Below are 14701 nucleotides of genomic sequence, written 5' to 3'. Positions count from 1 at the left end.
CGACTCGGGCCGGCGTCTACCGGGTGGTGCTCGCCACGGCGCGGGACCGCCACAGCAACCAGACGAAGTACGGGGTGCCGATCATGGCGGTGACCAGGCCGGCGGGGATCTGGGCCGGAGCGATGACCGTCCGGCCGAGGGTGTCGGCGATGCTGACCAGCGCAGCGCCGAGCAGGGCGGCCACCGGGAGCACCCGGGAGTGCCGCCCGCCGACCAGCGCCCGCGCGGCGTGCGGGGCGACCAGGCCGACGAAGCCGATGACCCCGACGGCCGAGACGGCGGTGGAGGTGAGCAGCGCCGCCGCGCCCAGCGCGATCAACCGGGTGCGTTCCAGACGGACGCCCAGCACCCGGGGGGTGTCGTCGTCCAGCGACATCAGGTCGAGTTCCCGGCGGGCGGCGACCACGGCCGGGGTGAGCACCAGCAGGGCGATCAGCACCGGCAGCACCTGGGTGGGCATCCGACCGTAGGTGGAGCCGGACAGCCAGGTCAGCGCCTTCCCGGTGTTCCACGGGTCGAAGGCGACGACCAGGTAGGTGATGACCGCCATGCCGCCCTGCCAGGCGCCGAAACCGATCAGCACCAGTCGGTCGGAGCTCAGTCCGCCGCGCCAGGCCAGGCCGTAGACCAGGGCGAACGCCAGCATCGCGCCGAGCCCGGCGACGCCGGAGACGGCCCACACCCCGGCCAGCGGCACGAAGGTGAGCAGCGAGACGGCGCCGAGCCCGGCGCCGGCGGTGATACCGAGGATGCCGGGTTCGGCCAGCGGATTGCGGCAGACCGCCTGCACTGTGGTCCCGGCGACCGCGAGCGCCGCGCCGGCCAGGACCGCCGCGGCGACGCGCGGCCACCGCTGGTCCAGCACGAAGGTGTACGCCGGCCCGGTGCTGCCGTTGACCCAGTTGACGACGTCACCGAGCAGCACCCAGGTGTCACCGGCCAACATGCCGACCGTCACGGCGCAGACGGTCAGGACGGCGGTGACGGCGACGACGCCGCGGTGGAAGGCGGCGGAGCGGACGGCCGCGTGACCGCCGGGCGGACGACGGGTGGGACCCGCGTCTCGGTGTCGGCGGGCCAGCCAGATGAGGATCGCCGCGCCGAACAGCGTGGTGACCACGCCGGTGGGGATGTCGACGCCGGCCTGCCCGCCCATCACGGCCCTCAGCAGGACGTCGGAGCCGAGCACGATGATGACCCCGGCGATGCCGGACAACGGCAGCAGGACGCGGTGCCGGTGCACCCCCGGCACCACGGGGGCGAGCAGCCGGACGATCACCGGGGCGCACAGGCCGACGAAGCCGACCGGGCCGGTGAGGGTGACGGCCGCGGCGGAGAGCAGCACGGCCAGCACCATGACGGTGAGCCGGGTGCGTCGCACGTCGAGGCCGAGCACCGTGGCGGTGTCGTCGCCGAGGGCGAGAATGTCGAGGCGGTGCCCGAGCAGCACGAGCACGACGGCGGCGCCGACGATCACCGGAGCGAGTTGGGTCAGGGCGGTCAGGTCGCTCTGCACCAGCGAGCCGTTCCCCCAGGCGAACAGCCCGATGGTGGCCTGCTCGAACAGGAGCAGCAGCAGTGTTGTCACCGACCCGAGCGCCAGCGCGGTCGCCGAGCCGGCGAGGATCAGCCGGGTGGTGCCGGCCTGCCCGCCGGAGGACATCGCCATCACCAGGCCGGCGGCGGCCAGCCCGCCGCAGAAGGCGAGGCCGCCGGCGGGCAGCGCGGGCAGCGAGACGCCGAACGCGGCGACCGCGACGATGGCCAGGTGGGCTCCCGCGTTGACCGCGAGGGTGTCGGGGGAGGCGAGCGGGTTGCGGGCGATCGACTGCAACGCCGCTCCGGCGAACCCGAGCGCGACGCCGATGGCCAACCCGGCGAGCAGTCGGGGCAGCCGGGACGCGATCAGGACGCGGGCCGCCTCGTCGTCGGCGCCGGTGGCGAGCCGCAGCAGGTCGAGGGCGCCGACGTTCGAGGTGCCCTGGGTGAGGTGTACCGCGCCGACCACGAGCAGCAGCAGGATCGCGGCGACGAAGACACCGGCGACGCGGGGCGCGGCCGGGCGTCCGCCCGGAGCCGGCCGGGTGGCCGGCTCCGGGCGTGGGGGTGCGTTCAGCACGCTCACACCGTGTACGTCTTGACGAGTTCGTCGATGTACTGCTTGCCGGAGAGCGGCCCGCCGAAGGTCCAGATGCCGTTGGGCATCTTGTGCAGGTTGCCCTGCCGCACGAAGGGCAGCGACTTCCAGATGGCGTTGCCGGCGAGACCGTCGGCGAACACGTCGTCGCCGTCGGAGGCGTTGTAGAAGAGGTGCATGTTCGGATCCTTGAGGACCGTCATGCCCTCGACGTCGGTCTGGCCGAGGCCCCACGCCTCATCGGTCTTGCCGGTCCAGGCGTTGGTCAGGCCGAGCTGGATGCCGATCTGGGACACCAGCGCGCCCTTGCCGAACATCCGGATGCTGACGGTGCTGCCTTCCTTCCAGCCGTCGGCGATGGCGAACGGCCGGCCGCCGGCACCCGCGTCGGCGATCTTCTTCTTGCCGTCGGCGATGGCCGCGTCGAAGTCGGCGAGCAGCTTCTCCGCCTCGGTGGTCTTGCCGACCGCCTTCGCGATCATGTTGAGGTCGCTGCGCATCCGGCCGAGGTTGTCGGTGGCGTCACTGCCCTTGGCGACCACGACGGGCACGAACTTCTCCAGCTGACTGACCATGTTGGCGCCCCGGTCGTCCTCCATCACGACGAGGTCGGGCTGGAGGGCGACGATCGAGTCGACGCTGGGCTCGCCACGGGTGCCGACGTCCTTGACGCCCGGGTCGAGCTTCGCGGAGGTGACCCAGGTGCCGTAGCCCTTGGGGTCGGCGACACCGACGGGCATGACGCCGAGGCTGACCAGCATCTCGACCTCGCCCCACTCCAGCCCGACGACCTTGGTCGCCGGTGCCTTGAGGGTGATCTCCTTGCCCCGGCTGTCGGTGAGGGTGACCGGACCGCTGGCCGCCGAGGCGGAGGTCTCGGGGGAGGCGGCGTTCTCGGTGGTGCCGCAGGCGCCGAGCGTCAGCGCGGCCACGACGGCGAGGAGGGCTGTGAAACGGGTACGGGTCATGACGGTCTTTCTCTGCTGTGGATGAGGGGTGTTCAGACCAGGGCGCGGATCTGGTGCCGCCCGACGGGGCGGGTGGTGACCAGTCCGCTGACCGGATCGGTGGTCACCTCGATGCGGATCCCGTAGGTCTCGGTGAGGGCGTTCTCGGTGAACACGGTTGCCGGGGTGCCGGTGGCGCGGACCCGGCCCTGGTGCAACAGGACCACCTCGTCCGCCACGGCGGCTGCCTGGTTGAGGTCGTGCAGCACGACGCCGACGGCGACGCCGTGATCGTCCGCGAGGTCACGGACCAGGTCGAGGATCTCCACCTGGTAGCGCAGGTCGAGAAACGTGGTGGGCTCGTCGAGGAGCAGGACCGGAGTGTCCTGGGCGAGGCAGGTGGCCAACCAGACCCGCTGCAACTCGCCCCCGGAGAGTTCGTCGACGGGACGATCGGCCATCGCGGCGACGCCGGTGACGTCCATGGCGCGGGCGATGGCGGCGGGACCGTCCGGGTCCTCCGTACGCCAGCGCCCCCGGTAGGGGTGGCGACCGTAGCCGACGACGTCGCGGACGGTGACCCCGCTGGGCACCGGCCGGCTCTGGGCGAGCAGTGTGACCCGCCGGGCGAACTCCCGGGCCGGGAGGCCGGCGGCCGTGACGCCGTCGGCGAGGTGCACGGTTCCGGCCTCGATCGGGTGCAGTCGGGCCAGGGCCCGCAGCAGCGTGGACTTGCCGCTGCCGTTGGGCCCCACCAGTGCCGTGACGGCACCCGCACGGAGGTTGATCACCGCACCGTGCACCACCGGCACACCGTGATAACCCAGACGGAGGTCGACGCCGGACAGGCTGCGCTCCCCGTTGACCGACGCCAACTCGCTCTGCATGAGGTTAGGCTAACCTAACCCGATCAAGGCCTGTCAAGTAGGCCGCGGGCCCGTGACCAGCCTGGCGGACCGGTGGTCGTCGGGCCCGTGCGCGCGTGGGGGATGCTGGGTCCGTGCAGATCACCACCCTCGGCCCACTCGCCGTCGACGGCCAGCCCGTTCGGGGTGAACGGTTGACGGCGGTGCTCCGCGCGCTCGTCGACGCGCGGGGGCGGGCGGTCTCCGTGAACCTGCTCGTGGACGCCGTCTGGGACGGCGCCCCACCCGACGACGCGACCGGCGCCGTCCAGGCGCTCGTGTCCCGGGTGCGCCGTCTCGGGTTGCCAGTGGTCGCGGTGCCGGGCGGATACCGGCTGCCCGCCGAGGAGATCGCCGTCGACGCGGTCGAGGCGCGCGCCCTCGTCGACCAGGCGCGCACCGTGCTCAGGTGCGGTGACAGTCGTGCCGCCCGCGGCCTGGCCGATCAGGCGCGGGCCCTGTTCCCCGAGGTGCCGGAGCTGGTCAGCGCCGAGGACACCCGGCTGTTCGCGGACGTCGCCGCGCTACGCGCGCAGGCGGCACTCGCCGGCGTGGGCCCGTTCGACGAGGTCGACCTGGGCCGGCTCGTCGCACGTACGCCGCCGGACGAGCCGTCCGCCGCCCTGCTCGTCAGGGTGCTGGCCGCCCAGGGGCGGGAGGCGGAGGCGCTGGAGGTGGTCGAGCGGTTGCGCACCGACCTGGCCGACCGGTACGGCACCGACCCGTCGCCCGTGATCACGGACGTCCACCTGGCGTTGCTGCGCGGCGAACTCACCGCTCCGCCCGCGGCGACGCCGCCCCGGCAACCGGCGCGGATCACGCTGCCCGCCGCGTGGCGTCGTGCCATGGCCGCCCTCGTCGGGCGGGAGCGGGACGTCGAGGCCATCACCGGCGCGCTCACCGAGACACCCGTCGTGACGATCGTGGCGACCGGCGGGGCGGGCAAGACCCGGCTCGCCGCCGAGGTGGCGAGGCGCACGGCGGCGGCCGGGCGGGCGGTACGCGTGATCGAACTCGCTGGCCTGCGCTCGCCCGACGAGGTGCTGCCCACTGTGCTCGCCGCGCTCGGCGGTGCCGACACCACGGCGACCGGCGGCAACCTGGGTCTGGAACGGCGGGTCCTCAGCCCCGAGGAGCGGCTGCGCGCCGTCGCGCCGGACCTCGACGGGCTGGTGGTGCTGGACAACTGCGAGCACGTGCTCGACGCGGTGGCCGTCGTCGTCGCGGACCTGGTCGCGGCGGCGTCGCCGGAGGTCGCGGTGCTCGCGACGAGCCGCGCCCCACTGGGCCTGGTCGGCGAGTTGGTGCACCGGCTGACCGCGTTGCCGGACGCCGACGCGCTCGCGCTGGTCGAGTCCCGGGCACGGGCCGGTGGCGCCGTGCCGACCTGGGACACCGAGCGGGCGCTCGTCCTGTGCCACCGGCTCGACAACCTGCCGTTGGCCCTCGAACTGGCCGCCGCGCGACTGCGGCACATGCCGATCGACGATGTGCTCGCCGGGCTGACCGACCGGTTCGCGCTGCTCGACGACGCCCTGCGCGGCCTGCCCGAACGGCACGCGAGCCTGTGGGCGCTCGTCGACTGGAGCAGGGAACTGCTCGCCGAGGCCGACCGCGATCTGCTCCAGCGGGTCGCGGTCATCCCCGCGCCGTTCACCGCGGACCTCGCCGCCGCCGTCGCGCAGGCCCCGGACGTACGTCGCGGCCTGGCGACCCTCGTCGAACAGTCCCTGTTGACCCTGGTCGAGGGCGATGGTCCGCCGCGGTACCGCATGCTTGAAACGGTCCGTGAGTACGGCGAGGCCCGGCTGGACGCGGCCGGTGACCGGGACCAGGCCATGGCCGGCCTGGTCGGCTGGGCGCGGGAGCAGGCCGTCGCACTGGCCGGCCGCTTCATCGGCCCCGGCCAGGTGGAGGCGCTGCACCGTTGCGCCGCCGAGCAGGACAACCTGGTCGCGGGCCTGCGATGGGCGATGGCAGCGGACGACGAGCCGGCCGCCGTCGACGTCGCCACCGCGCTGTTCCACCTCTGGTCGGTGCGGGGCCTGCACCTCGAGGTCCTCGCCTGGGCGCGCGGGCTGCTGCACATCGACGAGCCGCAGCGACGGCTGCGGTCGGCGATCCTGCGCGGTACGGCCAGCGGCCGGCCGCTGCCCAACGCCGACCGACTCGCCTGGACGTGTGTGGTGATCAGCGTGAACGCGGGCATCAGCGCCGACCTGCGGCCCGCCGTGCTCGCCCGCCGGGCCCTGCGGACGCTCCAGGCCGAACGGCCCGCCGAGGTGTCGCCCCGGCTGACCGCTCTCGCGTCGGCGTTGCCCGGCTTCGACGCGTCCGATCTGGAGCAGAGCTTGAAGAGCGCGACCGAGTTGGTCGCACACCCCGACCCGTATGTGCAAGGGCTCGGGCTGTTCGCCCGCGCGGCGGTACGGGAGAACGGCGGCCAGCCGGAGACGTCGATCAGTGACGCCGAGCAGGCGTACCACCGCTTCGAGGTTGTCGGCGACCACTGGGGCATGGCGATGGCGGCAGGTGCCGTCGGGCAGTTCCTGGTCCCGGGCGCAGATGCCCGGTCGGCCGAGTGGCTGACGCGCAGCGTGAAACACATGGAACTGGTCGGCGCCGTGCAGGACGCGCGGTCGATCCGACTCCGGCTGGACGTGCAGCTCGCACTCACCGGCGACGCGGACGCGGAGCGGCGACTGGGCGAGACGGCCAGACCGGGTCAGGCCGAGCAGATGGACGCCGCGCAGGCACTGCTCGGCCTGGCGCACCTCGCCTGGCAGCGCGGGCGCTACGACGAGGCGCTCGCCCACATCGACGAGATGACCCGAATCCTCGCCGGCTGGGCCGGGCCGCAGCCACAGCCGCGCGTGATGCTCCGCGCCGCGGCGGCGGTCCTCTGCCTGCGGGTGGCCCAGGCTCGGCCGGTGCCGGGAAACGACGTCGCCGTCCAGGCCGCCGCGATGCTGTCGCTCACCCGCGACGACGCGCTGACCTCACGGGACCTGCCGGTGATCGGGGCGTGGGCGTCGGGCGGAGCGGAACTCGCGGCGTACCGGGGTGACGCCGACACCGCCCGCGAACTGTCCGTACTCGCGAAGCGGATCGGCACCCACATCGAGATGTTCTTCCCCACCGGGAGCAGCGAACGGCTCAACGCCATCCTCGGGGACGAGGAAGAGCGTGAGCCGTTGCTGACCGTGTGGCGCGAGCGGCCGCCCGCCGCAGCCATCAGCCGGATCCGCGAGCTGATGGACGACCTGCTCGCCTGACTAGACCTTCTTGCGGTACGCGCGCAGCGCCAGCGGCATGAACAGCACCACGAAGCCGGCGCACCAGGCGAGCGTCCACCAGACGTGGTTGCCCAGCGGGGTGCCGAGGAACAGCCCGCGCACCGACGCCACCAGGTGGGTCATCGGGTTGACGTCCACGAACGCCTGCATCCAGCCCGGCAGGGTGTCGGCACCGACGAACACATTGGACGCGAAGCTCAGCGGCATGATCAGCGCGAACATCACACCCTGCACGGCACCGGCGGTGCGCACCTTCATCGACACGAGCACCGGCAGCCAGCTCAGGCAGAGCGCGAACAGCACCGCGAGCAGACACCCGGCGATCGCCCGGAACGGGTCGGTGTCGATCCGGAAACCCATCACGTAGCCGATCGCCAGGGTCGACACCGTGACGATCACGTACCGGACGACGTCGCCGAGGACCGCGCCGACCAGTGGTGCGGAGCGGGGGATCGGCAACGACCGGAACCGGTCGAAAATGCCCTTGGCGATGTCGGTGTTGAGGTTGACACCGATCGCGATGGCGCCCGTCGCGATCGTCTGCGCCAGGATGCCGGGCAGCAGGAACTGCAGGTAGTCGTGGGTCGAACCGGCGACGGCGCCGCCGAAGACGTACACGAAGATGATGAGGAACAGCACCGGCTGCAGGGTGACGTCGATGAGCGCCTCGGGCGTACGCCAGGTCTTGATGAGGCTGCGCTTCGCGAGCGCCAACGAGTGCCGGATCAGCCGGAACGGCCGAGGGTTCGGCGCGGAGTTCGACAGCGCGCGGCTTCTCGGGGGCGCTGTGTCGGTCAGAGTGCTCATACCGCGACCTCCATGGGGCGGGTGGTGTCGTCTTCGGACGCCGTACGCCCGGTGAGGGTGAAGAACACCTCGTCGAGGCTCGGCAGGTGCAGGGAGAGTTCGGTGACCGCGATACCGGCAGCGGCGAACCGCGCGACGCTCTCGGTCAGGGCCGCGTCGTCGGTGACCGGCACCGCGAGCACCCCCTTGCGGATCTCGTCGGCCTGCGCGCCGGAGCCGACCTGGGTCAGGATCTCCGCGGTGCGGGGCAACTGCGCCGGGTCGGACGGGCGGACCTCCAGGGTCTGCCCGCCGACCACCCGCTTGAGCCCCTCGGGGGTGTCGTGGGCGATGACCCGACCGTGGTCGATCACCGTGATCGCGTCGGCGAGCGCGTCGGCCTCCTCCAGGTACTGGGTGGTGAGCAGCACCGTCGAGCCGCTGTTGACCAGCGACCGGACCACGTCCCACATGTCCTCGCGCTTGGCCGGGTCGAGCCCGGTCGTCGGCTCGTCCAGGAAGATCACGTCGGGGGAGCCGACCAGGCTGGCGGCCAGGTCCAGCCGCCGCCGCATGCCGCCGGAGTAGGTCTTCGCCGGCCGGTTCGCGGCATCGGTCAGGTCGAACCAGTCGAGCAGTTCGGCGGCCCGCCGCCGGGCCCCGGTGCGTCCCAGCTCCAGCAGGGTGCCGAACAGCTCCAGGTTCTGCCGCCCGGTCAGGTCCTCGTCGACCGAGGCGTACTGGCCGGTGAGGCCGATGCTCTGCCGGACGCGCTCGGCGTCCCGTACCACGTCGAAACCGCTGATTCGGGCGGTTCCGCCGTCCGGGGTGAGCAGGGTGGAGAGGATGCGGACGGCGGTGGTCTTACCGGCGCCGTTGGGGCCGAGCACCCCGAGCACCGTCCCGCGGGGTACGGCGAGGTCCACGCCCTGCAGCGCCCTCGTCTTCCCGAATGTCTTCACGAGGCCCTCGGCCTCGATCACCAGGTCAGCTGTCATGCGCCGAGTCTGCGCGGGCCGGCTGACACCGCACCGACACGGCACCGACACGGGCCGACACGGGCTGACATCGGAGCCGCCGAGGAGGCATGCACATCCACACCGACGGGCGCTGTGCTATGCCCGGGTGGGTCGTGTTTCGGTCTCGGCGCGCAGCACGGGCGCGAACGACGCCGAGTGATCGTGCCCGGAGGCGCAGGTCTGTTGTGTCTCGGCGATGAACACGTGCGGCGAGACGCCGGTGAGCCGGACGCACTCGCGTGTGAGGTGAGGCTGGTCCGCGTAGCCGGCGCGGAGGGCGAGCAGCCCGAGCCCGTCGTCCGTCGCCGCGAGGCCCTGGGCGATCGCCTGCTGGACGAGCGCGAGGAAGCCCTGAAAGCGCAGTATCCGGTGCAGCGACTTCGGCGCGAGCCCGATCGCCGTCCGGCAGCGGCGCCGCAGCTGCGTCTCGGAGATGTGCAGAGACGCCCTCAGCGACGTCACGTCGACCGTGCGCCACGGCATGAGACCGCGCACCGCCTCGGACACGAGCGAGTCTGCGGGCTGGCCGGCGCTGGCGCGCTCCCGCACGTAGAGCTGCACGGCGGCGAGCGCTTCCTGGAGCGAGGCCGCCGTGCCGACCACGTCGCCGAGTGCGGCGGCAGAGCGGCCCCACAGCTGTTCGGCGTCCAGTGTGAGTCCGACGACCTCGGACGTGGGCTGTCCCGCGACCATCGGGAAGGCGCCTGGCACGAAGCGCACGCCGAGAATCGTGGTGCCCGGCTGAAGTACCTCGACCAGCGGCTCGGTAAGCGGGCCGATCACCTGCGGGGCCGCGCCAACCCTGCATACGAGTTCGACAGCGCCGCTGGGGATGCGCCGGTGGACGTACGGCGCGGCGTCGCGCCCGACCTGCTGCACCCAGACCGACGAGACGAGCTCGCGCAACGCCGGAGCGGGCGAGCGCTCGACGTAGCTCTGCCCGCCCGCGGCGGGGGCGGAGAACGGGTCGCTGGTCACGTGACCAGTATGTCGCGCGCGGGTTGGTCGGCCGCGAGAAGGACGCCCGGTTTGTTCAAGAGCGCGGAGCGAATCCGGCCGTACGGTTTGGCCATGTTCGACTTCATGACCTTCTGTTTGACGGGGCCGCCGACACCCGACCGCCGACCGGGCCCCGCTCAACCACCCCAAGATCGACGCCAGGGTCCGGCCCGTGCGAGCGCACGGTGAACGCGACCATCCAAGGCCGGCTCTGGAGCAGCGATCCGCAGGGCTGGGCGCAGACCGCGGAGGGCCGCATCCGGCCGCTGTACGTGCGTGTGCTCGAACGCCTTCACCTTCGCCCCGGCACGCGGCTCCTCGACGTTGGCTGCGGCTCGGGCCTGTTCGCGGAGCTTGCCGCCCAGCGCGGCGCTGACGTCGTCGGGCTGGACGCGGCCCCGGGACTCGTCGAGTACGCACGCCGCCGGCGCCCGGCGGCCCGCTACGTCGTCGACGACATGGAGCACATACCGTTCAGCGACAGCGGCTTCGATATCGTCACCGCGTTCAACTCGGTGCTCTACGCCGCCGACCCCCGCCACGCGCTCGCCGAGATCACGCGCGTGACCGCCCCCGCAGGCTGTGCCGTCGTAACCGTAGGCGTCGGTCCCGAACAGGCCGAAAGCGCAGCACTGATCAATCCACTGGCTCCGCACGACGAAGTGCCCGACCGCAGCACCCTCGACCTCGCCGACGCGGACGCGGCTCGCAGCGCCCTGCTCGACGCCGGGTTCGCATCCGTCACGTCGACCGACATCGCGTTCGACATCGAATTCAACGACCAGAACGAGGCGATCGCCGCCCAGATGCCGGCCGGCCCAGTCACCGCGGCGGTCCGCCACTCCGGCCGCGCGGCCGTGGAAGCGGCGCTGGGGTCCTTCTTCGCGCCGCGATCACGGGCCGACGGGACCATCCGCCTGGGCCTCGTCTTCCGCTGCTATCTCGCGCAGCGGGCGCGATGACCCGCGGGTTCGGCGTGGGCGGTCCGGCCCTGCCGAATGACGACCCCACGAAGGACGACCAACCAACGAGAAGGGAACCACGATCATGAAACTGACGACCACCACGCAGGTGTCTGTCGACGGCGTGATGCAGGCAAACGGCGGGCGGCATCCGATCCTCGACCCTGGAATGGAGCGCGGCGGATGGGCCCGGCCGCTTTTCGACAACGAGGCCATGACGTTCGTCGACCAGACCTACCAGCGCGCTGACGCGTTCCTGTTCGGTCGGCGGACCTACGAACTGTTCGCCGGCTACTGGGGCGTGAGGGAAGACCTGGAAAACCCCATCGTCGGTGCCTTGAACACCAAGCCCAAATACGTCGCATCGACCACGCTCACCGACCCGCAATGGGCGAACACGACCGCCCTCTCCGGTGACCCCGCGGCGGCCATCCGCGAGCTGAAAGCCAAGCCGGCGGGTGAGCTGCAGGTGCACGGCAGCGCCATCCTGACCCGGTGGCTGCTCGAAAACGACCTCGTCGATGAGATGAACCTGCTCATCGTCCCGGTGGTCGTCGGCCAAGGCATGCGCATGTTCCCCGACACCGGCCCAGACATCGCACTGGACCTGGTCGACTCGCAAGTCTTCCCGAAGGGCATAACGCTCCAGGTCTACCGACCCGCCGGGCGCCCGGAGTACGCCACCACCTGAAACACGACAAGGGGTGCCGCAGTCCGTCAGAGCTGACTATTCGTGGGCCCGGCTGCTGCATCGACCGCTGGGCCGCGCTCCGCTGGGGTCGATGGCGTCGACGAGTGACCGCGCCGCCGTCAAGCCATCCACCGCTAGGCGACCAGCTGAGGCGGGCACGCCGCGGTCGGTCCACTCCTGAGCCACGGTGACCCGTCACCCCCCTCGACCTCGCACACGAAGAACAGCCCAGTGCGCTTGCGCTGCGAAAACAGCACGGTCAAGCGCTGACCTTTCAACGGATGGAAGGCGTGAGTGATCACCAATTAGTCCGAAGAGTACCTTGACTGACGAGCTGTATAGAGCACGGGTTCCGACGGTCGGCGTCACGATATGCTGGCCACGGCAGAGCGCCTGCCAGCGCCCGATGTGGTGGCCCACGCCCGACCGCATGCCTGGGGCCAAGAGTCTCCGACTCCGCGCCGATCTGTCGACTCCCGGCGTGCCGGTCACGCCGCCTGTTCGGTGGAGTGCGTGGGGCTGCACCGGAGGCGTCATGTCTGATTCCACCCCCCGACGGACCCCAGCGCCGGGACGCGCCCGCAAGCGCGCCATCCGTGAACACGCTGCCCGGGCTGGCGTCGCCTACTCGGAGGCCGCCCGGCAGCTTGAGTCGGTCGGCCTTCGGCCCGGCGAAACCCTCTCCCGGTACGGGCGGACGATCTATCCGATCGGCTTCGACCCGCACCGCCAACTGCTCGTCGAACGCCGTGAGCGGCGGTCGTTCGAGGAGCGGGTGGCGGACACCAGGCGGGCCGCGGTCCTGCCGCATGGTCGCGCGCAGCACCTCGTCGGGCGGTTCCCGCCCAGCCGTGGGCGTACCGGCAGCGGGGTGGGCTCGCTCTATCACGGCGAGGGCCGCGAGGAACTGCTCGCGATGCTGTACATCGTGATCGTGGCCGAGTCGCCAGGGTTGCTGCCCGAGGTCGGGGACCTCGCCTGGATCGCGGAACTCGGCGAGGACACCGCGCTCGACACGGCCTGCGCCGACATCGACCGCGAGGCCCGCCGCCTGCTCGACCAGGAGCCGATGGCCCTCTGGTCGCGCATCCAGCAGGCGCTGACCACTGTCGAACGTAGCGTGGACGGGCAGGTCCGCCAGGAGGCGATCCGGCAGACCGCGCTGTTGAGCACGATGATGACGCCGCGTCTCGGGTCCGCGGGCGAGCCGTACGTTCCGGGGCTGCCCGTCGCCGGTGCCCGGCAGATCCTCGACGCGCTGCTCATCGTCGCCGACGACGGACACGCGCCGGGCACCCGGGTACGCCTGCTCAGGCAGCCGCACCACGCGGGGTCGGCCACGATCATCGGTGCCCGGTGGGGTCGGTCAGGTCCGCCGGTGGGCTATCTCGTGTGGCTCGACGGGGCGACGGCGCCGCTGTCGGCCCACCCCGACGACCTGATTGTCCTGGCCCACCAGGAGACCACTCCGCGCTGAGCCAGGGCCCGCCTCGGTGGTGCCCGCATCGTCTCTTCCAGGCCCCGGTCAGATCCTCCTGAACAGCTTCGTTGTCTAGACCGCCGTCGGATGGATCAGGCGACGGCCAGGCGAAAGACCTGCCGGGAACCGCCCTCCGGACCGGGATCGACGGCCTCGGCAGGGGTGAAGCCAAGGCGTTCGTAGAAGGCACGCGCACCGCTGACGCAGGCGCCCGGGTGATCGGCACCGAAAGTGACCACTTCGACGGAACCTGAGCCGGGTACAAACCTGCGCATCGCCGCTGTCATCAGTGCACGACCAACCCCCTCTCCCCGTGACTGCTCAGCAACGACAAGCCAGTGGACGTGGTGGGTCGGAACCATCAACCCCACGTCACCTCGTCGATCATGGAGTTGTGGTGGGCGATAAAAGCCCGCCCGCGTGCCGCGATCTTGCACTTTCTGCCCCGACATAGGGACCATTCCACTCGTATCGGCAACCGAAACTGCAAGATCGGCGGGCGCGGGCGCGGGCGCGGGCGCGGGCCGGCCGGGCTCCCTTGCGGGGAGCCCGGCCGGTGCGGTCGACGGCGTCGTAGAGCTGTCCGGAGCGCAGCGGGGGGGGGGTGCTGCGGCGGGAGAGGTACGGACGGCGTGACCGCGCTCCGCGCGGTGGTCCACCTGCTCAGCTCGGCAGGCGACCCCGCGTGGAGACGAAGTGGTACGACATGACGGCGAACCCGGGGTCACGGAGCAGCCGCCGGAAGGCGTTCAGTTGCTGGGGCGACAGCCCGGCCGCCAGCAGGTCCGGTTCCAACTGGCGGGAGTTGGTCTCGTAGAGCGACGTTCCGGTCGACCCGCCGGCCCAGCTCTGCGAGTGGGTGATGGTGTCCAGGTCGGTCAGACCGGCGAGGGCCATCTCGGTGTGTACGTCCTGCGCCCATCCCAGGTCGGCGCCGTGGTCCTCCAGGACACCCATCATGGCGTCCATGACCTGCGCGAAGAGCTTCGCGGCGTCGTCGGTCGGCGCGGTCAACACCCGCTGTGGCGCGGTGCAGTCGAACTCCTCGACGACCAGCCACCCGCCTGGTGCCAGCGCGCCGGTGAGGGTACGCAGGACCCGTCGTCGATCGGGGAGGTGCAGCAGGACCAGCCGGGCGTGGATCAGGTCGAACGCGTCCCCGGGGGGCGGTTCGGTGCGCACGTCGTGCTGGCGTACGTGCAGGTTGCCCTCGGCCACCAGGTGTGTGGGGTCGATGTCGGTGGCCAGCACCTGACCGTCGTCGCCGACTGCGCGGGCCATCCGCCGGGCCATCGAGCCGCCACCGGCCCCGACCTCCCAGCAGCTCGTGCCCGGTCGCAGCACCGGGCCGGCCAGCCGACGCGTGGTGATCGGATCCAGGAAGGACTCCAGCGCGTGCATTTGGGGAACGGCGTCCGGTGCGCCGTTGTCGAACGTGTACGTGTCGTCGCTCGTCGCGGTTGCCATCGGTGTCTACCT

12 protein-coding genes are annotated in these 14701 nt (G+C 71.8%); 4 read left to right on the top strand and 8 right to left on the bottom strand.

Annotated elements, in window-relative coordinates; translation table 11 throughout:
* Positions 1–16: 16 nt before the first annotated feature.
* From OH804_RS14855 to OH804_RS14845, 3 genes are read right to left on the bottom strand one after another with little or no spacing between them, the layout of a single operon-like run.
* Complete coding sequence (locus OH804_RS14855; protein ID WP_406066545.1) at positions 17–2116, bottom strand: iron ABC transporter permease; 2100 nt, start codon at positions 2114–2116, stop codon at positions 17–19.
* 5 nt (positions 2117–2121) lie between these two features.
* A complete protein-coding gene (locus OH804_RS14850; RefSeq protein WP_406065806.1) occupies positions 2122–3105 on the bottom strand; it encodes an ABC transporter substrate-binding protein in 984 nt (327 codons plus the stop codon).
* A gap of 32 nt (positions 3106–3137) precedes the next feature.
* The gene (locus OH804_RS14845) at positions 3138–3971 is read right to left on the bottom strand and encodes an ABC transporter ATP-binding protein (RefSeq protein WP_196922556.1); all 834 of its coding nucleotides are present in this window, start codon (positions 3969–3971) and stop codon (positions 3138–3140) included.
* Between the two features lie 113 nt (positions 3972–4084).
* Between OH804_RS14845 and OH804_RS14840 the strand changes: the two genes are divergently transcribed.
* Positions 4085–7264 carry a BTAD domain-containing putative transcriptional regulator gene (locus OH804_RS14840; RefSeq protein WP_406065804.1) on the top strand — a complete coding sequence of 1060 codons (3180 nt, stop codon included), beginning with the start codon at positions 4085–4087 and terminating at the stop codon, positions 7262–7264.
* Here the strand turns inward: OH804_RS14840 and OH804_RS14835 are convergent, their stop codons facing one another.
* From OH804_RS14835 to OH804_RS14825, 3 genes are all read right to left on the bottom strand, one after another.
* Positions 7265–8092, bottom strand: coding sequence for an ABC transporter permease (locus OH804_RS14835; protein ID WP_406065802.1), 828 nt, complete (start codon positions 8090–8092; stop codon positions 7265–7267).
* Positions 8089–9069: an ATP-binding cassette domain-containing protein gene (locus OH804_RS14830; protein ID WP_406065800.1), complete on the bottom strand. Its 981-nt coding sequence runs from the start codon at positions 9067–9069 to the stop codon at positions 8089–8091. Before OH804_RS14830 ends, OH804_RS14835 begins: the two co-directional genes overlap by 4 nt.
* A 117-nt stretch (positions 9070–9186) precedes the next feature.
* On the bottom strand, positions 9187–10068 hold the full coding sequence (locus OH804_RS14825) for a DUF6597 domain-containing transcriptional factor (RefSeq protein ID WP_406065798.1): 882 nt from the start codon (positions 10066–10068) through the stop codon (positions 9187–9189).
* A 206-nt stretch (positions 10069–10274) separates the two neighbouring features.
* On the opposite strand from OH804_RS14825, the gene OH804_RS14820 reads away from it, so the two are divergent.
* The 3 genes from OH804_RS14820 (at position 10275) to OH804_RS14810 (ending at position 13219) form a co-directional block, all read left to right on the top strand.
* The gene (locus tag OH804_RS14820) at positions 10275–11051 is read left to right on the top strand and encodes a class I SAM-dependent methyltransferase (protein ID WP_406065796.1); all 777 of its coding nucleotides are present in this window, start codon (positions 10275–10277) and stop codon (positions 11049–11051) included.
* An 85-nt stretch (positions 11052–11136) separates the two neighbouring features.
* Positions 11137–11742: a dihydrofolate reductase family protein gene (locus OH804_RS14815; protein WP_406065794.1), complete on the top strand. Its 606-nt coding sequence runs from the start codon at positions 11137–11139 to the stop codon at positions 11740–11742.
* A gap of 535 nt (positions 11743–12277) precedes the next feature.
* Positions 12278–13219 carry a hypothetical protein gene (locus OH804_RS14810; protein ID WP_406065792.1) on the top strand — a complete coding sequence of 314 codons (942 nt, stop codon included), beginning with the start codon at positions 12278–12280 and terminating at the stop codon, positions 13217–13219.
* Positions 13220–13314: 95 nt separating this feature from the next.
* Here OH804_RS14810 and OH804_RS14805 read toward each other — a convergent pair whose 3' ends face one another.
* A complete protein-coding gene (locus OH804_RS14805) occupies positions 13315–13584 on the bottom strand; it encodes a GNAT family N-acetyltransferase (protein ID WP_406066543.1) in 270 nt (89 codons plus the stop codon).
* A gap of 301 nt (positions 13585–13885) precedes the next feature.
* Positions 13886–14689, bottom strand: coding sequence for a class I SAM-dependent methyltransferase (locus OH804_RS14800; protein WP_406065790.1), 804 nt, complete (start codon positions 14687–14689; stop codon positions 13886–13888).
* Between the last annotated feature and the right edge of the window lie 12 nt (positions 14690–14701).

This window comes from Micromonospora sp. NBC_00860 (assembly GCF_045207375.1).
In the GTDB taxonomy this organism is placed as follows: domain Bacteria; phylum Actinomycetota; class Actinomycetes; order Mycobacteriales; family Micromonosporaceae; genus Micromonospora; species Micromonospora vinacea.
Note: the sequence above shows the minus strand (reverse complement) of the source record. Positions and strands in the feature narration are given on the sequence as shown.